Below are 20,122 nucleotides of genomic sequence, written 5' to 3' on the forward strand. Positions count from 1 at the left end.
AACCCGATGATTAAAAATGGTCTGTTACTGGGCCTGTTTGCCTTATGTTGCACAGGCCTAGTTGCATTAGTCAATGCGCTAACCAGTGACACCATATTATTGCAACAGCAAAAACAATTAACCTTAACGCTGAACCAAATTATTCCAACTGAATTACACGACAATGTACTCAGTGAGCAATGCATTTTGGTTAACTCTCCGGAGCTTTTAGGCACTAAAGCAGACTTACCGGCATATCTTGCCTATAAAAATGAACTGCCCGTAGCCATCGCGATAGAAGCTATTGCACCAGATGGTTATAACGGTGAAATAAAACTCATTGTTGGCGTGAATAATCAGGGAGAAATATTAGGTGTCCGTACCCTCTCCCATCAAGAAACACCAGGGCTTGGTGATAAAATTGATCTGCGAAAATCTGATTGGGTCACTCATTTCAGTGGTAAATTATTTAAAGACAACACCAACATGTGGAAAGTAAAAAAAGATGGTGGCCAATTCGATCAATTTACGGGTGCCACGATTACTCCGCGTGCTTATGTTAAAGCGATCGCCAATGCACTGACATTTGTCGAACAACATCGCCAAGCACTTTATCAAAGTCATTATGCCTGTGAGGCCAACCATGAGTAAATACAGTGAAATTGCAGCTCAGGGGCTATGGAAAAATAACCCCGGTTTAGTGCAACTATTAGGGTTGTGTCCGCTACTAGCTGTTACTGCTACCATCACCAATGCATTAGGTTTGGGCGTCGCTACATTGTTGGTATTAATTGGCTCCAATGTTTTGGTCTCTTTGGTTCGCGATTTTGTACCTAAAGAAATTCGTATACCAGTATTTGTCATGATCATTGCCGCACTTGTTACTTGCGTGCAATTACTGATCAACGCTTATGCCTATAATTTATATTTGTCATTAGGTATTTTCTTACCTTTGATTGTAACCAACTGCGTCATTATCGGCCGCGCAGAAGCATTTGCCTCGCGTAACTCATTAGCGCATTCGGCATTCGATGGATTAATGATGGGCTTAGGCTTTACCGCTGTACTGGTTGTTTTAGGTGCTAGCCGCGAATTGCTCGGCCAAGGAACGTTATTTGGCGGTGCAGATTTACTATTAGGTGATTGGGCAAGTGTGTTAACCATTCATGTATGGCATGTGGACACGCCATTTTTATTGGCTATGTTGCCGCCGGGAGCATTTATTGGCATGGGATTATTAATAGCCCTTAAAAATGTCATCGATAGCCGAGTTAGCGCCATGCAACCTAAAGTTGAAAGTGTTAGCGTAACGCGTGCGCGGATCACTAAAGTCAACTAACACGACTGCACAGTTAATCTGGAGCGGCCGTATACTTAACGATAAATGACCGATTATTATGAATAAAGATAAGCGATACCAGATACTTAGCAGATTAAGAGACAATAACCCTAAGCCTGAAACTGAATTGAACTTTTCGAGTCCATTTGAGCTACTCGTTGCGGTCACGCTATCAGCACAAGCAACCGATGTGAGTGTCAACAAAGCAACTGATAAGTTGTTTCCGGTTGCCAATACGCCTCAAGCAATATATGACTTAGGGATTGACGGGCTTAAGCAATACATCAAAACCATAGGCTTATACAATAACAAAGCTGTTAACGTGATTAACGCTTGTAAAATGTTGATTGATTTACATGCTGGTGAAGTACCAGAGAATCGTGAAGCATTAGAGGCTTTACCAGGCGTAGGACGTAAAACAGCAAATGTGGTCCTCAATACCGCCTTTGGCTGGCCAACTATTGCTGTCGATACTCATATTTTTAGGTTAGCGAATCGAACTAAGTTTGCCCCTGGCAAAAATGTCGACCAAGTTGAATTGAATATGCTTAAAGTGGTGCCGAGCGAGTTTAAAGTAGATGTGCATCATTGGTTTATTCTACACGGACGTTATACCTGTTTAGCACGAAAACCACGATGCGGCAGCTGTATAATCGAAGATTTATGCGAGTTTAAAGACAAGGTATACCCAGAAGATTAACCCCCAAAGCACCGAAGGCACTTTGGGGGTTTTGTATCAATATATTGGATATTAACTCATCAATTAATATCCAATACATCTTTCGTGATGGCGCAAATGGGACTATCTATTTTTTGCTGACGCTTAAAACAACGACACAAAAAATGCACTAAAACAAATCGCAATAACAACAGTTGTACCTAATGCCATTTTCAATTCTGTATTCATTGTCTTGCCTCCAAATGTGTATATGGCAACAATAACGCTTTTTAGCGTTTAACCCAAAAAATATCCTCACAAATGTGAGCTAAAGCAAAATTTTATTGGTATCAACCGCTAATATTTTCATTGTCATCCGAGCTTGTTAAACTTAGATAAATTTTTATAAGAGAGCATATCATGTCGCAATTACTTCATACGATGATCCGAGTAGGCAACCTAGAACGCAGCATTCAATTTTATACCCAAGTGATGGGCATGAAGCTACTGCGTCAATCTGAAAACTCAGAATATAAATACACCCTCGCCTTTGTTGGTTTTGGTGAAGAAACCACAGGCCAAGCCGTTATCGAATTAACCTATAACTGGGGTACCGATACATACGATTTAGGCAATGGTTTTGGACATTTGGCCATAGGCGAAGACGATATTTATGCACGCTGTGAAGCCATCGCTGCTGCTGGCGGTAAAATCACTCGAGCCCCAGGCCCAGTTGCTGGCGGTAAAACTGAAATAGCCTTTGTAGAAGACCCTGACGGTTACAAAATCGAATTAATTCAAAAGAAATCGGCGACCGAAGCACTTGGTTAATATTGCCTTGCTGCAGCATTAGTTTTACTTAAAGCACACTTTAGATACGCTAGATATAATAAAACCAGCATAAGCTGGTTTTATTATTTTGATGACCGAGATTTTGTACCAACACATCACTGTTAATGACGGTATACCTGAACGTCGTTAATGTATGGCTAAAATAGAAATAAACAGGTTAAGCTTTTTCAGGTCTAACCAAACTAAAATGATCATAGGCTCTTTGAGAAGCGATACGCCCTCTTGGCGTGCGTTGAATAAACCCTTGTTGAATTAAAAAAGGCTCCAATACATCTTCAATTGTTTCGCGGTCTTCACCGATGGCTGCCGCTAGATTGTCTAATCCAACAGGGCCACCCATAAATTTATCAATAATGGCCAATAATAATTTACGGTCTAAGTAATCAAAACCTTGGTCATCTACATCCAATAAATCCAATGCATATTCAGCCACTGTTTGAGACACTTTACCGTCATGTTTTACTTCGGCATAATCGCGTACTCGACGTAATAATCGATTGGCAATTCGCGGAGTTCCGCGTGAACGTTTAGCAATTTCAATAGCCCCTTGTTCATCAATCTCAAGATTCATTACGTTGGCTGAACGAGTTACAATTGTGGTTAAGTCTACGACGTTATAAAACTCTAAACGTAATGGAATACCAAAACGAGCCCGCAATGGCGAGGTTAATGCACCAGCACGAGTCGTGGCGCCGATAAGAGTAAATGGCGGTAAATCCAATTTAATTGAACGCGCGGCTGGACCATCACCAATCATAATATCCAGTTGGTAATCTTCCATTGCTGGATAAAGAATTTCTTCCACTACAGGGCTTAAGCGATGGATTTCATCGATAAACAGCACATCACCTTCTTCAAGATTGGTTAATAATGCCGCTAAATCACCCGCTTTTTCAAGCACAGGGCCAGAAGTGGATTTGATATTCACGCCCATTTCGTTAGCCACAATCATGGCTAACGTTGTTTTCCCCAAACCTGGAGGACCAAAAATCAGCATGTGGTCGAGCGCTTCACGACGATTTATCGCGGCTTGAATAAAAACCTTAAGCTGAGCTCGAGTATCATCTTGACCGGTATACTCATCCAACATTTTAGGGCGCATAGCACGATCAATCAGTTCATCTTGACCTTGTACCTGCGGTTGGATTAGTCGATCAGCTTCAATCATTTTTACGTACCCTGTTTATGCATATCATATTTATAGCATTGATTTTAATGCAGCTTTAATTAGCGTTTCTGAACTCATGCCTTCTTTAAAAGCCGCAGAAACTGACTTGCTGGCCTGAGCTGGTTTATAACCTAACGACAATAAAGCTGAAATGGCATCTTCTTCTGCACTATCAACAGCCGCTGCTGGAGTATAATTACTTTGCAGCATAAACTCGCGCTCTGAACCTGCAGAAGCTTCAAGCAAGCTTTTAAGCTTATCACGCATTTCAATCACCAAACGCTCTGCTGTTTTCTTACCAACGCCGGGCAGTTTTACTAAAGTCGCAATATCATCACGTTCAACACATGACACGAACTCAGACGCTGTCATACCCGACAAAATAGTTAATGCCAGTTTAGGCCCAACGCCATTGGTTTTAATCAATAAACGGAATAATGCACGTTCTTGTTTAGTGATAAAACCGTAAAGTAGCTGAGCATCTTCACGCACCACAAAATGAGTAAATAACATAGCAGCTTGGTTTAACGCTGGTAATTCATAAAAGCTGGTCATCGGCACTTGTAACTCATAACCGACGCCATTGACATCAAGCACCACTTCAGGCGCTTGTTTTTCTACTAATATTCCGCTTAGACGACCTATCATTTGTATCTTCCATATGTTCTGCTGCTAGCTTTACCGCCCATAGCGATAAGGCTTTGATAAGTATGAAAATGGCATATTGCTACCCCTAATGCATCAGCTGCGTCAGCTTGAGGTGAAGCAGGTAGTTTAAGTAATTGCTTAATCATATGTTGGACTTGCGTTTTTTGAGCTCGGCCTGTCCCCACTACAGCACTTTTAATCTGAGTTGCGCTATATTCCGCAACGGGCAGTCCAGCACACGTAGCAGCAACAATTGCCGCGCCTCTGGCTTGACCAAGCTTTAAGGCTGAATCAGCATTTTTAGCCATAAATACCCGCTCAATAGCAAACTCATCTGGTTTATATTGAGTAATGATTTCGCATAAGCCTGCATAAATTTGTTGTAATCGTTGTGGTAAATCATCAGCAGAGGTTCGAATACAGCCACTGCCGAGGTAAATCTGTTGACGGCCTTGGCATTGGATCACACCGTAGCCTGTAATGCGGGAGCCGGGATCGACTCCTAAAATAATGGCCATTCATGCCTCATGCGTTGTCTAACGCTTGCATAACGTCATCTGATATCTCAGCATTATGATATACCTCTTGTACATCATCATGGTCCTCTAAGATATCGATTAAACGTAAAAATTTTTCGGCGGTATCGGCATCAAGTTCAGCTTTTAATGATGCAACCATAGTCACTTCAGCATGAACAGATCCAAAACTAGCACTATCAAGTGCATCTTTGACTTTGCCAAAAGTCTCTGGAGTGGTGAATACATCGATTGAGCCATCATCATGAGTGATAACATCTTCGGCACCAGCGTCTAATGCACTGTCGATTAAGCTATCTTCATCAATATCGGTGTCATAAGAAATAATGCCAGATTTGGTAAACAAATACGCCACTGAACCATCGGTACCTAAGTTACCACCCGACTTATTAAAAGCATTGCGCACACCAGAAACGGTGCGATTTCGATTATCGGTCATCGTTTCAACCATGACCGCTGTACCACCAGGACCATAGCCTTCATAAATAATGGTTTCTAATTGCTGACCATCCATTTCACCGGCACCGCGTTTGATTGCACGTTCAACGGTGTCACGGGTCATATTATTGGATAAGGCTTTATCAACTGCAGCGCGTAATCTGGGGTTGGCATCAACATCTGAACCGCCTTCACGAGCGGCGACGGTAAGCTCTCGAATAAATTTGGTAAACAGCTTACCGCGTTTAGCATCTTGTGCGGCTTTACGATGTTTTATATTGGCCCATTTACTGTGTCCTGCCATCTTAAACTCCTGTTATCCAATTGGATCATTCAAGTAGAAAACCATACTTGTTAAAAACATACCGAGGCAGTAGCCTCGGTATGTGGTGCTCTTTTAAGAGCCTTTTACGCTGAACAATAATGTTTATTCTTCAGTTTTAACCTTTTCAATCACCGCTATACCCAATTCAGTTAACTGCACTGGGTTTGCAAAACCAGGAGCGTTAGTTAATGGACATGCTGCGGTAGTCGTTTTAGGGAATGCCATTACGTCACGAATTGAGCTTGCGCCGGTCATTAACATAATAATACGATCCAAACCAAATGCTAAACCAGCGTGTGGTGGTGTTCCGTAGCGTAACGCTTCAAGCAAGAAACCAAATTTTTCTTGTGCTTCTTCAGCTTCAATACCTAAAATACTGAATACAGTACTTTGCATTCCGGCGTTATGAATACGCACTGAACCGCCACCTAATTCACAACCATTCAATACCATATCGTAGGCATCTGAAATAGCTGCTGCTGGATCTGCTGCTAATTCTGCTGGGCTAATACCGCGAGGCGCAGTGAATGGATGATGAACCGCGTGGAATCCACCGTTAATTTTTTCAAACATCGGGAAGTCGACAACCCACATTGGGCGCCACTCACCTTCAAGTAACTTGAAATCTTCACCGGCTTTTAAGCGCAATGCGCCCAAAGCTTCTGCCACGACATTGGCTTTATCTGCGCCAAATAGAATGATATCGCCGGTTTGTGCACCTGTACGACTAATAATGTCGTTAACAATAGAGTCTGTTAAAAACTTAAGTACAGGCGACTGAATACCATCCATGCCTGCTGCTAAGTCATTTATTTTCATCCACGCTAAGCCTTTAGCGCCATAAATGCCGGCAAATTTAGTGTAATCGTCAATTTGCTTACGAGATAAAGATGCACCAGTTGGAATGCGAAGTGCCGCAACGCGACCTTCAACATCATTTGCTGGGCCATTAAATACTGCAAATTCAACATCTTTAACCAAATCAGCAATATCAACTAATTCAAGTGGATTACGTAAATCAGGTTTATCTGAACCATAACGCTTCATTGCTTCGGCGTAGGTCATGCGAGGAAAATCACCTAAATCTACATTCAATAAATCTTGAAATAAACCGCGCATCATTTGTTCAGTTTTTTCCATGACTTGTTCGGCAGACATGAATGAGGTTTCAATATCGATTTGAGTAAATTCAGGCTGACGGTCTGCACGTAAATCTTCATCACGGAAGCATTTAACGATTTGATAATAGCGATCAAAACCCGACATCATTAACAACTGTTTGAACAACTGTGGTGATTGAGGCAAAGCAAAAAATTGACCTTTATAAGTTCGACTTGGCACTAAATAGTCACGCGCACCTTCTGGAGTGGCTTTGGTCAAAATAGGCGTTTCGATATCTAAAAAGCCATTGGTGTCTAAGAAGCGACGAACAGAACTGGTAACCTTAGCGCGGAAGATAAGGCGCTCGGCCATTTCTGGACGACGTAAATCTAAATAACGGTATTTTAAACGTTGTTCTTCACTATTGTTTTGATAGTTATCCATGCTTAATGGTAAAGGAGCTGACGCATTAATAATGGTCAGTTGCTTACCCAAAATCTCAATTTCACCGGTTTTCATTTGTGAATTGATTTGGCTTTCTGGACGAGCGCGAACAACACCTTTTATTTGAACACAAAATTCACTGCGCAATGTGCTTGCCATTTCAAAAACATCTTTTAGATCTGGGTCATAAACAACTTGTACTAGCCCTTCTCTATCGCGTAAGTCTAAAAAAACAACTCCGCCTAAATCTCGACTACGGTTGACCCAACCGACTAAAGTAACTTCTTGACCTAGATGAGACTGATTAATGTCTCCACAATAATGACTGCGCATTGAACTCTATCCTTTATCCACAAAGCGGTATTTTGGAAATCGAAAACGATAAAAACGGCATTATATACCGTGACTCAAACTTATGCATTGAAGTATCAGGCAGATTGCATCAATTAACCAGACCTATAGCGAATAAACTGGATCAACTGACGGAAAAATCAGCAACTAAAATTAACTCATTTTATATTGATGACCGCCCACCTTTTTAGCTTGATACATTAACTGATCTGACTTTTTCAATAATGAAGCAGCGGTATCGGCATCATTAGGAAAAATAGCGATACCAATACTGGCTGAAATAGAGACATTAATATCATCGATTAATAACGGTTTCTTTAATCCTAATAAGATATTTTCAGCCACTTGACGGGCATTTTCTTTGGCTTCGATATGATTTAATAACACCACAAACTCATCGCCACCAAAGCGAGCAACCGTGTCAGATTCTCTTACATGCTTGCCTAATAACAGGGCGATACGCTGTAATAACTTATCCCCAACATGATGACCATATTGATCATTTATTGCTTTAAAACCATCTAAATCAATAAACAACAGTGCAAATTTTGATTTATCTCGATGATGAGTCAATGTGGCTTGCGCTAATCTATCGTCAAGTAAACTGCGATTTGGCAATGCGGTTAAATTATCATGATTGGCCATAAATCGAAGATTTTCTTCAGCTTTAAGGCGTTTTTGAATTTCGACATTTAGGCGCCGATTCGACATTAATATTACAATGGCTATTAGGGTGATAATTAACAAACCAATCACTAATATTTTCAACCACCGTTGATAGCGTAATGTGTCACTATTAAGATCTAGCGAGACCCATTTTTGGTACATGTTCTGTTGTTCGGTTTCATCGATAGTCGCAATGACTCTATCAATCAAAGGCACTAAATTTTTCACGCCTGGGAATAACCCTATGTGGCTGTGCTGCTCGGTTAACTCTGCTAATAAAGACATTTTCAAACTCGGATATTGGCCACCTTTTAACGTAGTCGCCAATGTTGCAACTTGTTCAACAAACATATCCGCGCTACCGGTGATAACGGCTTCCATACCTTGTTTAGTGTCTGCAACGGGCACTAATTTTATACCTGGGTATTGTTGGCGAAGCTGATCGACAATATGGTAACCGTCAACAACAGCCAGACGTTTACCTGTTACCTGTGAAATATTAAAAATGGGAGGTTGGCTTAGCGACGTGACTATCGCCCAAGGTGATGGCCAATATGCTAATGAAAATGCCAGTGTGTTTTCGCGCTCAACCGTTTTAGCCATACTGGCCACTAAATGAATTTCACCTTTAATTAGGTCATTCATCATGTTACCAAAATCATCGTAAGCCACTGGGATAATAGTTAAATTGAGTTGCTTGACTAGTAAGTTTTTAATGTCTGCATTCACCCCTAAAAACTCACCATTTTTGCCCTGGAATTCCATAGGGGCCCAATTTTTCAGGTAACCCATTTTAATGGCGCCTAAACTACTAACATATTGCTTTTGTTGCGTTGTTAATTTTATTTTATTGGCAGAATTCGCAAAAAAGCGGTCATCTGGATTAATTAACCATTTACGCTCAACCTGAACTTGTTCTTCAACAGAAATTAAATTAAATCCAGCTTGAATCCGATCGGCTAAACCACTGTCGTCAATACGGGTTAATACATACATATCTGTCGAAAATTCGATATCAGTATATTGACGAAATTCTGCCCACAACTTATTAGCCAATAAATAATGAGACGTCATTGCTGCAGATGAAACAAAACCGCTGATTTCATCGTTACGTGCGGCTTTAACCATGGCATCTAATGAATCATAAAAGCGTAATTGCGCCTTAGGAAAAGCTTTTTTAATATCACTGATATAAGGCGCGGTAGGATAAACGCCAATCCGCATCGCAATGTCTTCAATGTTATTTAATGTTAAGTTTGAGCTAAAAAAACGGCTTTTAACCGAAATAATATGCCACGCTTGTTTCAAACCTGTGCGCATATCTTGGCTTTCAGGGTAACCAATATGAACATCTGCGACACCACGTTTAACATCATCAATTGTACTGCTCATGTCACCAGCGACTAAATCAATATTGATACCGGTTTTTTCAGACCATAAAGTCCACAAATCCACCAACATTCCATGTGGTAATCCATCAGCACCGATATCCGCATAAGGTTCGACACCGTTTTGCATCGCGATAATCACCCCTGTAGTTTGTCGATGATAACCTAACCACCGCCGCTCTATTTGCTGAATAACTTTTGCAGGTATTAATTCAAAACCCTGGTTAATCTTGTTGAGAAGATCCAAATCCCCTTTTACCACCGCAGGGGCTAGGTTGATTTTTTTGATGAGAATACGCGATGAACTGTAAAAGTTGGCGGCTATGTCTTGTTCAAGCGCCAAATTGCGCTGATATCCTTCAATACCGGCAAAAACAAATAACTCACCTTTTACGGCGGCTTGTAATAATTGTTCACGATTTTGATAACGCTTAAAACTAAGCTTAGGTTCTAGCGCTAATAATGTTGCTTCATGGGATGATCCACTGACGATACCGACTTGATAGGGAACCAAATCGCTAATTTGTTTTTTACTACTCAGCGACTTATGAATGTATAAATAGGTATTTAATGAAGTAAATGGTTTTGCAAAATCGAACTTTTTTAACCGTGCTTGGTTTTGAGACATACCAATATGTATGTCAGCTTTTTTCTGTTCCAGCTGATCAAGTGACTGTTGCCAATGCCGAGACACAAATTGTACCTTGGTATCAGTAATGATGGACCACTCGCGCCATAAATCGACCAAAATCCCTGCTGGAGAGCCCTTCTCATCCAAATATTCAAATGGATAAGTATCTTCACCCATCACGATGACTAAGGGTACATGATCTACTGACAGTTCGGTTTTATCTGAATGTATTGCCTGCGCGGGTAATGATATCCACGCAAATAACATTGCTAATATCCAAGGTATAAATTTCAAGTTTTTTCCCTAATACTTTCACTTTTTATACTTATTTATTTAATAAGCTTAGTCATTGCCATTTTCAGGTGAATTTACTTACCCCTTAGGCACGATATGAATCATGAAGGAGCGTAAAATGCTTGAAAGGCATAGCAAACATCTTTTGTTGCTATTTTGTAACAAGGATAAATAATATCATTATTCAGTCTTGAGTCATGCTAATTTTATGAATAGAAATTAATAATCTGAAGCTTATGTACATAATACCAGCATTCATGAGCATTCAAAACCAGCCTCATTAACATGATTGTCAACAAATTGAAAAAAAACTCACAAATTACCAGCTAGATACTTGCTGCAGTTCACCATGATTAGCTAAAATACATTTCTAACTTTTCCACATTACAGCTGATGAACTCTCAACAAGATACGATATACGCTCATGTGACCGACCAAATTACAGATTTCCAATTTGATCAACGTGTTGCCGGTGTATTTAATGACATGATCCGTCGCTCCGTTCCTGGCTACGCACAAATCATCAATACCATTGGTGATTTTGCTAACCGTTTTGTCACACCCCAAAGCAATATATACGATCTCGGCAGTTCATTAGGCTCAGCTACGTTAAGCATTCGTCGCCAAATTGAAGGGCGCGGATGTCAAATTTATGCGGTAGACAACAGTCAGTCGATGATTGAACGTTGCACTGAAAATCTTGCAGCGTATGTCAGCGACATCAAAGTCAATTTATTGTGTGCTGATATCAGAGATATCGACATCAAGAATGCCTCTATGGTGGTGTTAAACTTTACCCTACAATTTCTACCCACTCATGATCGGGATGCTTTAATTAAACGTATTTACGATGGTATGTTACCGGGTGGAATTTTAGTCATTTCAGAAAAATTATTCTTTGAAGATAACCATATCCAACAATTACTAGATGAACAGCATTTAGATTTTAAGCGCGCAAATGGGTATAGTGAGCTCGAGATAAGTCAGAAACGCAGTGCATTAGAGAACGTTATGCGTCCAGACAGCTTAAATGTACACCAACAACGCTTAACCGAAAACGGCTTTAGTCACTTCTCAGTTTGGTTTCAATGTTTTAACTTTGCATCTATGGTAGCGATTAAATGATCAATTTTAGCTCTTTTTATAAAGACATTGCTGATTCGAACCTACAACACTGGTTAGAAACTTTACCGGCAATTTTAGGTAAATGGCAACGAGATCATAAACACGGTAATTTACCTAAATGGGAAAAAGTGCTCAATAAATTACATTATCCTCAACCGGATAATATCGATTTTAGTAGCAGTGTAACGATTGGAACAGGAGAACAACTCAGCCCCGGACAAGTTGAAAAACTCACTAATTTACTGGCGGTGTTTCAACCATGGCGTAAAGGTCCATTTTCCGTTCATGGTATTCAAATTGATACTGAATGGCGCAGTGATTGGAAATGGGATCGAGTCAAAAATTTTATTTCGCCATTAAAAAATCGCACTGTGTTAGATGTGGGTTGTGGTAGTGGCTACCACATGTGGCGGATGTTAGGTGATGGTGCAACTCGCGTTGTAGGCATTGATCCTTCACCGTTATTTTTATGCCAATTTGAAGCAATCAAACGAGTGGCCGGCAATCAGCACCCAGTATATTTGTTGCCTCTGGGCATAGAAGAATTACCTCCATTAGATGCCTTTGATACGGTGTTTTCTATGGGAGTGCTCTACCATCGTCGCTCACCGATAGACCATTTACTACAATTACGCGACCAATTAAGAGTCGGTGGTGAACTGGTACTTGAAACACTGGTGATTGATGGCGATGAAAATGCAGTACTTGTTCCACAAGATAGATATGGCAAAATGAACAACGTTTGGTTTATACCATCTGTTGCTGCCTTAATGTTATGGTTAAAGAAATGTGAGTTTATTGATATTCGTTGTGTTGACATCGATATCACCTCACTGGCAGAACAACGCAGCACCCACTGGATGAAAAATGAATCTCTAGTCGATTATCTCGATCCTAATGATGTGAGTTTAACCGTAGAAGGTTATCCCGCGCCCAAGAGGGCCATCATTATTGCAACAAAGAACCAACCGAATCACGATCTAGTATAAATATTACTATTCAACAGGAATTGACATGTTAAAGCAGGTAATTGCTCTATCCGTTGCAGCGGCCCTAATATCGGGTTGTACAACCATCCAAAAACCAATAACACCTCCGCTGACAAATGCTGACTTGAATAGCAGTTTGCAAGTTTCGCAAACCGTCATTATTGATGCCATTAATTCACAGAATAGTCAGCAAGCAAGCGACATAAGCGCTCTTTCTGAGGAAATGCGTAAATTGAAGACTCAGATAAGCACCGCGATGAGTCAAAAACCAAAAACCATCATTGTTCAACCACCAATGCCAAAACCAGTCTCGGTTCCACAACAATGTCCGGAAGCTATGATTGGCGAGAAGTTTTTACTTGGTGAAGTCGAGAGTGTATTTGTTGATGAAGTCAAAGCCAAGTTTGCGACTCGCATCGATACTGGTGCTGAGTCATCATCTTTAGATGCGCGCAATATCGTATTGTTTGAACGAGAAGGCGAACAATGGGTTCGCTATGACGTGATGACTAATGGAATAGACCAACCCGTCAATACATTTGAATCTAAAGTTGAGCGCTTTGTCCGTATAAAACAAGATGCTGATACAGGTGATGATCGCCGCCCAGTTATCCACGCCCATTTAAAAATAGGTAAATATGCAGCCGAAACGGATTTAAACCTTACGGATCGAAGCCACCTAGATTATCCTTTGTTACTAGGTCGTAAGTTTATGAAAGATATTGCCATTGTTGATGTAGGCCAAATCTACGTTCATGGTAAAGCCAAAAACCAAATTACCACGTTAATTAAGTAGGATCCGTAATGCATTCTCGTAAACCGTTTTACATATTCGTTGCGTTGCTATTTATCATTGGTATTAGCACCAGCATATATCGTGGTGTTGAACACAATGTGCCTTTTTTACCTGGTGAACAGGTACAAAGCTGGGCTGTGGATGCCAAAATCAGTTTTAATGGAACGAATCAACCTGCTGAGGTCAATTTCTCATTACCGAACGATCCTGCATTTGACATCTTAGTTGAAAATGCATCATCACCAGGTTATGGCTTAAATATTTCAGCTGATGCCCATAATCGTCGCGCAGTATGGTCAATACGTGATGCTTCTGGCTCACAAGCATTATATTACCGAGTGACTTTAGTACCGACAGGCAAGCTTAATATTGAAGCTGTCGAAGAACCTGCCACGCCAGAATTATATTCATGGCCTGCAACAGAAAAATCAGCAGCAGAGCAAGTCATTGAAGAAGTATGGGCTCGCAGTGCGACTAATCTATCGTTTGCTCAACAATTGATGAATTTGATTAACGATAACGATCAAAGCCAGAATATGGCGTTGTTATTATCTGCTAATACTTCAACCAATTTGTTTGTACGCATGTTGCATTCAAAAGGTGTCCCTGCACGTATCGTTAATGGTTTGCAACTTGAAGATCAGCGACGTCGTCAACAGCTTACATCATATGTTCAAGTTTATAATGATGGGTCATGGGAGCTTTTTGACGTTCCAAACAACAAAAAAGGCCGTGATAATACCCTAGTGCTATGGGAATATACTGGTCACTCTGTGCTTGATGTCATGGGAGGAAATAATTCATTAGTTAATTTCTCAATGCTACAAGATACTCGTTCAGCATTAGCAACATCTATCGACATGATGATGAATGACGATGCATGGGATTTCTCCCTATATCAGTTACCACTTGAAGAACAAAGCACCTTTAAAGGCATTCTATTAATCCCAATCGGCGTATTAGTCGTGGTGTTTTTACGTGTCATTGTTGGCATCAAAACATCAGGTACCTTTATGCCTGTTTTGATTGCGCTAGCGTTCATCCAAACTACCCTATTAACTGGCTTAATCGGTTTCTTATTGATTGTTGCCTTTGGTTTAATGATCCGTTCCTATCTGTCCACACTCAACTTACTGCTCATATCCCGAATATCGGCGGTCATTATCGTGGTGATTTTTATTATCGGCTTGTTTACCTTAATTTCATTCAAGTTAGGTTTAAGTGAAGGATTAACCATTACCTTCTTCCCGATGATCATTCTTGCCTGGACTATTGAACGTATGTCTATTCTGTGGGAAGAAGAAGGTCCTAAAAAAGTCTTTGTATCGGGTGGCGGTAGCTTATTTGTGGCGACATTGGCGTACTTAGCTATGGACAACCAATTAGTTCAACATTGGGTATTCAACTTCTTAGGCATTCATTTAGTGATTTTAGCCTTGGTATTAGTGATGGGACAGTACACTGGTTACCGTTTAACTGAGCTAAAACGCTTTAAACCATTAGTTGGAGAGCAATAATGAAGTACGCCTGGCCCTGGGAATTGAGCCGTAGCGGTGTACTCAACATGAACAGGCGCAATATTAGCTATATTGGTCGTTATAATCAGCGTAAGTTTTATAAACGCGTTGATGACAAACTAATTACTAAGCAACTTGCGCTTGCTAATGGCATTGCGGTTCCCGATTTAATTGGGGTTGTTCATGAACAACATAAAATCCAAGAAATTCCAGCTATGGTTCTTGACCGTAGCGGTTTTGTCATAAAACCGGCAAAAGGTTCTGGCGGTAAAGGCATTATGGTAATAACCAGAGTGAGCAATGGCTGTTATTACAAGCCCAATGGCCACGAAGTGACTCATAGTGAAATTTATCGTCATGTATCTAACATTTTAAGTGGTTTATTCTCACTCGGCGGTAAGCCTGATGTCGCGATTGTTGAAGGACTAATTGAATTTGATCCAGTCTTTGAAGGCTTAAGTTATGAAGGTGTCCCTGACATCCGCTTAATTGTGTTTAAAGGCTTTCCTGTCATGGGAATGTTACGTTTATCAACTGCTGCATCTGATGGTAAAGCAAATTTACACCAAGGCGCTGTAGGTGTGGGTTTGGATATCGCTACCGGTAGCAGTTTGCATGCTGTGCAATTTGATTTACCCGTTGATAAGCATCCTGATACTCATTTTCCACTGTCGAACATCAAAGTTCCTCATTGGGAAACCTTACTCCACACGGCATCGAGTGCCTACGAAATGTGCGAGTTAGGGTATTTAGGTACTGACATGGTGTTAGATAAAAACAAAGGCCCACTGCTACTTGAATTGAATGCCCGACCAGGTCTAACAATTCAAATTGCCAACGGTAGAGGGATTTTACCTCGACTTAAGCATGTCGAAGCGATGAAAAGCTCAACAATGTCAGTTGAGGAACGCGTGGCTTATGCTAAAAAGCATTTTTGTAGCAACCCTATTTTTTAATCTTTTGGCCACAGCAAGCGCTGTGGCTAATCCCTTAGCACTGTTCGTCGAACAGTGCTTACAATATCAACCTGATTTAGGACAAGACAAGCTTGTTTCTTTTCAGTCTGTTGAACAACAAGCTGTTGAATTTGAAAAACGCACACTTGCGTTAAATAATATCAACGACAGAATTCAATATTACCGCCCTTTCGCCAACGACAGCCTAAATAGACAAGGCTTATTATGGTGTCAATTACACCTTGCCGATGAACTTTATGCGCTAGCTACAGCAGCCAATACCCAACGCTTAATTGATCAGTTGCTACAGCTTCGACCACCTTATGATCAATTAGGACAAAGCTTAGTCGCCATAAGAAAATCGCAGTGGGAGTTAATCCAAAAGTCAAAACTGCACAGCGCCCAGGCAAGCAATAATCAAGCATTATCACAGCAGCAATTTACCATGCAGTTTAATCAGCCGGACTGTGCATTAACTAATGAACTGAATGCGGATAACAACAATACCAATATTGAGATTCGTATTGCCAAATATTTACTTAAACAGCCCAATGAACATTGTAGAAAACAGGCTTGGCTTGCCTATCAAATTCGTGCGAAAGACAAACAAGCTTCAGCGCTTGCATTAATTCATCGATTACAACAACAGCATGCTATTGCTCAAGACTATGATAATAGCGCACAGGCACAACTCTCATTACATGACCTAACGCCACAGTTGTTAACGCAATTCTTAGCAAGCCAAACAATTAACCTTGATATTGCGCCATGGAATATCGCCAATGCCCTTAGCCGAGTCAGTAATTCATCGACCATAAAGCCGATTGCTACGGATGCATTTTTACAGAAAATCTTCGAAAGCCTAAAAGCTTTAGATCTCAAGTTTGAATTCATCACAGTAGGTGATGCTAGAGTTGATCATTCTAAAATAGACAAAACGACGTCGCCTAGTGATAGTGATGGTCAACAAAACAGCCTTAGTGATACGCAACTCATCCGCGTTTGGCACCAACAGCGATTAATGGGAGAAATTTTTACATATACACAAGATGAACAACACGATCCTTTAAACGTAGATAGTCAATTGATAAAACAAACTGTTATAGGTCATCAATTCGGTCAATATTCGCTAAACTTTCCATCACAATTAACCCACGTAAAACAACAAAAAAAATTAATTAACGCATTAAGTCGAGCAATAGTATCCTTGGCGCAAGGTCGTCAGTTTTATTTCCTCACCAATAGAGCACAAAACACTGAGGCCCATGCGATTGCCACGCAATGGCTCGCATACTACCTTGAGCAGCAGCTAAACCTACCAAAATTGTCTAAACGTCATCAATTAGTGGCGCAATATCAACAACAATTATGGGTATTTAGAGCAAAGGTTTCGCTAGCTTTTTATCAATATAAAGGTGATTTCAAAGGTGCGCAGCAGGAGGTTTGGTTAAGCCATAATCAATCTCTGTCTACAGCTTTTGAACAAAGCTTTGGCTTACCATGGCCAAACGCAACGGATGCAATATTTAGTTATCAAGCTATTGCTAATCAAGGTATTAATCATTATCTTCCTTTATGGCAAACGGCATTGGCTCAATTAATCATTGCAAAGACACCAGCCCAAATATCGCCTAATGAGATATTTGATTTATTGGTTGTAAACGAAACACATTTAACCTTAAACGATCAACTTGAGCGGCTTATTGGCCTACCAATTGACCCACATTCACTTATCAGGAGATTTAAACATGCTGGAACTACGCAAGAGTAAAACACTCTCGTATTTACTATTGTCAGCTACGTTGTTTAGTAGTGTGGCGTTCGCTAAAGAGTCAGTTGAAAAAACATCGCATAATTTAACGGCTGATCAAGTTTATCAAGGCATTAAAACCAATTTAGAAACCAACCTTTATTCATTACCTCCGCGTGTGCAAGGGCATTATGCTATTCGTCAATTTCGTATGACGGGCGAAACCAAATACGCTAATGGCTCATTAATCGATTTACTAACCATTGCAGAGCGCCAAGCTTACTATTCTTGTAATCTTGATAAACCCGGTTTTATTAAAAGCGAATCACAAATTGAAGTGGATAAGTTAGGCAAAGGTCCTCGCGGTATCGCGCGTAAAGAAGCCATCGCCCCTTACCCGAATTTTATGTTATATAGCGATGTTTTATTACGTTACGCCAGTCGTGTAGACGAATTTGGTTTTACCGGACCGTGTCATGATTTAATGATTAAAACGTTAAAAAATGCCAACTTAGAACCCGCTTTAACAGATAAGAAGATGATCAGAGCTTGGGCGGCACAGCTAATTAACTATGTGTACTGGGCTAAGCAAGTTGGTGTCGGTGATTATTATGAAGCTTACAAAAAAGCCTTCATTAACACTTATCCTGACAGCAATGATGCTAAGCTCAAAAAGAGTCAATATAAAAACAAAGTTTATGGTATGACTCACTTTATTTTTTCAGCTAGTGAGTATTATCAACATTCGGTTGACCCAAAAGAATATCAGTGGATTTTAAATTACTTTGAAAAAAACATTGATCGCATTTTGACCGATACTACCGAAGATATTATTACTGAAGTAGGTATTAGTTTCTTAATTACCGGCAACGGTGATAACCCAGTGGTAGATAAAGTTAAAAAGCATGTGATTGCAGCTTACGATCCTAAACTGATGATGATCCCGTCACCACATGGAAAAGCTGAATTATCTTCTGGTGAACACAGAAACGTATTAGCAATGATGTTACTAGATTGGCCTGAAACCTTACATAAAGGACCATATTTAAATAATATTCCTAGCACTAAGAAATACTTACCAAAACTGGTTAAGCCTAAAGCGTCTATGAACGATGCCAAATCACACTAAATATTAGCAGTGATACGTTTGAGGCAAATGCAGTGCATTTGCCTTTTTTATTTCAAACAATGCTATGATTTTCCGTCATTTTTACTCAACAATAAAGAGAACACTTAATGAGCCGAGCTAAATCAACCTTAGAACAATGGCGAATTGTCCAAGCTGTCGTTGATTTTGGAGGCTATGCTCAGGCTGCAGAAAAACTCAATAAGAGTCAATCATCGCTAAACCATGCAGTGGCCAAACTGCAGCATCAACTGGGTATAAACTTACTCGAAGTCAAAGGTCGCAAAGCCTATTTAACCGAGCAAGGTGAAGTGTTATTGCGTCGTTCTCGTCATTTAACTCAATCGGTTGAAGAGCTTGAACAACTCGCCAATAATTTAGGTCAAGGCTGGGAACCTAACTTAACGATCGCCAGAGAAATCATTTATCCTATGGACACGCTAGTGGCAGCTCTAGACGAATTTTTACCACTAAGTCGTGGTACAAGGGTAACGATTATCGACTCGGTGATCACCGGTACTCATGAACTTGTGCTTAATAATGAAGTAGACATTGCTATTTGTGCTACACCACCTAAAGGTCATATTGCAGAGCCATTATGTGAATCAAATTTTGAACTTGTGTGCCATCCAGACCATCCGCTTGCGCAATTAGAACGCATAGATGATGACAAGCAATTAGCCCAACATTTACAAATTGTGATTAAAGATACGGGAATAAATGCAATCAATGATATTGGTTGGCTTAAAGCGGAACAACGTTGGACAGTATCAAACTTTCATGAAGCAAAATCCATTTTAGCGCGCAACATCGGTTTTTGTTGGATCCCGAACTTTGTTGTGCAGCAAGAATTGCAAAATAAACAACTCATCCGCCTGCATTTACGTGGAGGTAATAATCGAAAAGCAATATTGAATCTGGTTGTCCCTAATAGAGATCAGCAAGGCCCTGCCTGTAAATTATTAGAAAGCTTAATGTTAAAACAGCATAACTTACCTTTTAATGGTTAATTATCAGCAAAAAAAGTTTACTTAGATTTGGTGTT

18 protein-coding genes are annotated in these 20,122 nt (G+C 40.3%); 12 read left to right on the forward strand and 6 right to left on the reverse strand.

Annotation, left to right across the window (positions count from 1 at the left end):
• The first annotated feature begins 6 nt into the window (after window positions 1-6).
• From rsxG to gloA, 4 genes are all read left to right on the forward strand, one after another.
• Complete coding sequence (rsxG, locus tag H5181_RS00735) at window positions 7-630, forward strand: electron transport complex subunit RsxG (protein WP_041413580.1); 624 nt, start codon at window positions 7-9, stop codon at window positions 628-630.
• Window positions 623-1,318, forward strand: a complete 696-nt coding sequence (locus H5181_RS00740) for an electron transport complex subunit E (protein ID WP_123883241.1) — start codon at window positions 623-625, stop codon at window positions 1,316-1,318. The genes rsxG and H5181_RS00740 overlap by 8 nt, the downstream gene beginning before the upstream one ends.
• Window positions 1,319-1,376: 58 nt before the next feature.
• Window positions 1,377-2,018 (forward strand): endonuclease III, encoded by a 642-nt coding sequence (nth, locus tag H5181_RS00745; RefSeq protein ID WP_123883242.1) that lies wholly within the window; start codon window positions 1,377-1,379, stop codon window positions 2,016-2,018.
• Between the two features lie 378 nt (window positions 2,019-2,396).
• Entirely contained in the window at window positions 2,397-2,807 is a 411-nt protein-coding gene (gene gloA / locus H5181_RS00750; RefSeq protein ID WP_059743767.1) for a lactoylglutathione lyase, read from the forward strand.
• Window positions 2,808-2,985: 178 nt separating this feature from the next.
• Here gloA and ruvB read toward each other — a convergent pair whose 3' ends face one another.
• The 6 genes from ruvB to H5181_RS00780 all read right to left on the reverse strand — a co-directional run bounded on the left by ruvB (window position 2,986) and on the right by H5181_RS00780 (window position 10,818).
• Window positions 2,986-3,996: a Holliday junction branch migration DNA helicase RuvB gene (ruvB, locus tag H5181_RS00755; RefSeq protein WP_102036714.1), complete on the reverse strand. Its 1,011-nt coding sequence runs from the start codon at window positions 3,994-3,996 to the stop codon at window positions 2,986-2,988.
• A 30-nt stretch (window positions 3,997-4,026) separates the two neighbouring features.
• Window positions 4,027-4,644: a Holliday junction branch migration protein RuvA gene (gene ruvA, locus H5181_RS00760; RefSeq protein WP_011637637.1), complete on the reverse strand. Its 618-nt coding sequence runs from the start codon at window positions 4,642-4,644 to the stop codon at window positions 4,027-4,029.
• Window positions 4,641-5,162, reverse strand: a complete 522-nt coding sequence (gene ruvC / locus H5181_RS00765; RefSeq protein WP_011637638.1) for a crossover junction endodeoxyribonuclease RuvC — start codon at window positions 5,160-5,162, stop codon at window positions 4,641-4,643. Before ruvC ends, ruvA begins: the two co-directional genes overlap by 4 nt.
• A 7-nt stretch (window positions 5,163-5,169) precedes the next feature.
• Window positions 5,170-5,922, reverse strand: a complete 753-nt coding sequence (locus tag H5181_RS00770; RefSeq protein WP_059743773.1) for a YebC/PmpR family DNA-binding transcriptional regulator — start codon at window positions 5,920-5,922, stop codon at window positions 5,170-5,172.
• 123 nt (window positions 5,923-6,045) lie between these two features.
• Window positions 6,046-7,821 (reverse strand): aspartate--tRNA ligase, encoded by a 1,776-nt coding sequence (aspS, locus tag H5181_RS00775; RefSeq protein ID WP_182749846.1) that lies wholly within the window; start codon window positions 7,819-7,821, stop codon window positions 6,046-6,048.
• Between the two features lie 171 nt (window positions 7,822-7,992).
• A complete protein-coding gene (locus tag H5181_RS00780) occupies window positions 7,993-10,818 on the reverse strand; it encodes a diguanylate cyclase domain-containing protein (RefSeq protein WP_182749848.1) in 2,826 nt (941 codons plus the stop codon).
• A 393-nt stretch (window positions 10,819-11,211) separates the two neighbouring features.
• Between H5181_RS00780 and cmoA the strand changes: the two genes are divergently transcribed.
• From cmoA to H5181_RS00820, 8 genes are all read left to right on the forward strand, one after another.
• Window positions 11,212-11,943: a carboxy-S-adenosyl-L-methionine synthase CmoA gene (gene cmoA / locus H5181_RS00785; protein WP_011637642.1), complete on the forward strand. Its 732-nt coding sequence runs from the start codon at window positions 11,212-11,214 to the stop codon at window positions 11,941-11,943.
• Window positions 11,940-12,932 carry a tRNA 5-methoxyuridine(34)/uridine 5-oxyacetic acid(34) synthase CmoB gene (gene cmoB, locus H5181_RS00790; protein WP_059743780.1) on the forward strand — a complete coding sequence of 331 codons (993 nt, stop codon included), beginning with the start codon at window positions 11,940-11,942 and terminating at the stop codon, window positions 12,930-12,932. Before cmoA ends, cmoB begins: the two co-directional genes overlap by 4 nt.
• A 25-nt stretch (window positions 12,933-12,957) precedes the next feature.
• Window positions 12,958-13,728 carry an ATP-dependent zinc protease gene (locus tag H5181_RS00795; RefSeq protein ID WP_011637644.1) on the forward strand — a complete coding sequence of 257 codons (771 nt, stop codon included), beginning with the start codon at window positions 12,958-12,960 and terminating at the stop codon, window positions 13,726-13,728.
• 8 nt (window positions 13,729-13,736) lie between these two features.
• A complete protein-coding gene (locus H5181_RS00800; RefSeq protein WP_182749850.1) occupies window positions 13,737-15,245 on the forward strand; it encodes a UUP1 family membrane protein in 1,509 nt (502 codons plus the stop codon).
• Entirely contained in the window at window positions 15,245-16,201 is a 957-nt protein-coding gene (locus H5181_RS00805; protein ID WP_011637646.1) for an alpha-L-glutamate ligase-like protein, read from the forward strand. Before H5181_RS00800 ends, H5181_RS00805 begins: the two co-directional genes overlap by 1 nt.
• Entirely contained in the window at window positions 16,164-17,972 is a 1,809-nt protein-coding gene (locus H5181_RS00810; protein WP_182749852.1) for a hypothetical protein, read from the forward strand. The genes H5181_RS00805 and H5181_RS00810 overlap by 38 nt, the downstream gene beginning before the upstream one ends.
• Window positions 17,950-19,080, forward strand: a complete 1,131-nt coding sequence (locus H5181_RS00815) for a DUF3541 domain-containing protein (RefSeq protein WP_123777620.1) — start codon at window positions 17,950-17,952, stop codon at window positions 19,078-19,080. The genes H5181_RS00810 and H5181_RS00815 overlap by 23 nt, the downstream gene beginning before the upstream one ends.
• 107 nt (window positions 19,081-19,187) lie before the next feature.
• Entirely contained in the window at window positions 19,188-20,087 is a 900-nt protein-coding gene (locus H5181_RS00820) for a LysR family transcriptional regulator (RefSeq protein WP_011637649.1), read from the forward strand.
• Window positions 20,088-20,122: the final 35 nt, after the last annotated feature.

Origin of the sequence: Shewanella sp. SG44-2, from assembly GCF_014164215.1 — a bacterium.
Taxonomy (GTDB): domain Bacteria; phylum Pseudomonadota; class Gammaproteobacteria; order Enterobacterales; family Shewanellaceae; genus Shewanella; species Shewanella frigidimarina.

Bases quoted from the DNA above. Each gene is read 5' to 3' on its own strand.
- H5181_RS00795 (WP_011637644.1), top strand. From the start codon at position 12,958: ATGTTAAAGCAGGTAATTGCTCTATCCGTTGCAGCGGCCCTAATATCG.
- H5181_RS00805 (WP_011637646.1), top strand. From the start codon at position 15,245: ATGAAGTACGCCTGGCCCTGGGAATTGAGCCGTAGCGGTGTACTCAAC.
- H5181_RS00740 (WP_123883241.1), top strand. From the start codon at position 623: ATGAGTAAATACAGTGAAATTGCAGCTCAGGGGCTATGGAAAAATAAC.
- H5181_RS00800 (WP_182749850.1), top strand. From the start codon at position 13,737: ATGCATTCTCGTAAACCGTTTTACATATTCGTTGCGTTGCTATTTATC.
- ruvB (WP_102036714.1), bottom strand. From the start codon at position 3,996: ATGATTGAAGCTGATCGACTAATCCAACCGCAGGTACAAGGTCAAGAT.
- cmoA (WP_011637642.1), top strand. From the start codon at position 11,212: ATGAACTCTCAACAAGATACGATATACGCTCATGTGACCGACCAAATT.
- H5181_RS00815 (WP_123777620.1), top strand. From the start codon at position 17,950: ATGCTGGAACTACGCAAGAGTAAAACACTCTCGTATTTACTATTGTCA.
- H5181_RS00820 (WP_011637649.1), top strand. From the start codon at position 19,188: ATGAGCCGAGCTAAATCAACCTTAGAACAATGGCGAATTGTCCAAGCT.
- rsxG (WP_041413580.1), top strand. From the start codon at position 7: ATGATTAAAAATGGTCTGTTACTGGGCCTGTTTGCCTTATGTTGCACA.
- aspS (WP_182749846.1), bottom strand. From the start codon at position 7,821: ATGCGCAGTCATTATTGTGGAGACATTAATCAGTCTCATCTAGGTCAA.
- nth (WP_123883242.1), top strand. From the start codon at position 1,377: ATGAATAAAGATAAGCGATACCAGATACTTAGCAGATTAAGAGACAAT.
- H5181_RS00770 (WP_059743773.1), bottom strand. From the start codon at position 5,922: ATGGCAGGACACAGTAAATGGGCCAATATAAAACATCGTAAAGCCGCA.
- ruvC (WP_011637638.1), bottom strand. From the start codon at position 5,162: ATGGCCATTATTTTAGGAGTCGATCCCGGCTCCCGCATTACAGGCTAC.
- cmoB (WP_059743780.1), top strand. From the start codon at position 11,940: ATGATCAATTTTAGCTCTTTTTATAAAGACATTGCTGATTCGAACCTA.
- ruvA (WP_011637637.1), bottom strand. From the start codon at position 4,644: ATGATAGGTCGTCTAAGCGGAATATTAGTAGAAAAACAAGCGCCTGAA.
- H5181_RS00810 (WP_182749852.1), top strand. From the start codon at position 16,164: ATGCTAAAAAGCATTTTTGTAGCAACCCTATTTTTTAATCTTTTGGCC.
- gloA (WP_059743767.1), top strand. From the start codon at position 2,397: ATGTCGCAATTACTTCATACGATGATCCGAGTAGGCAACCTAGAACGC.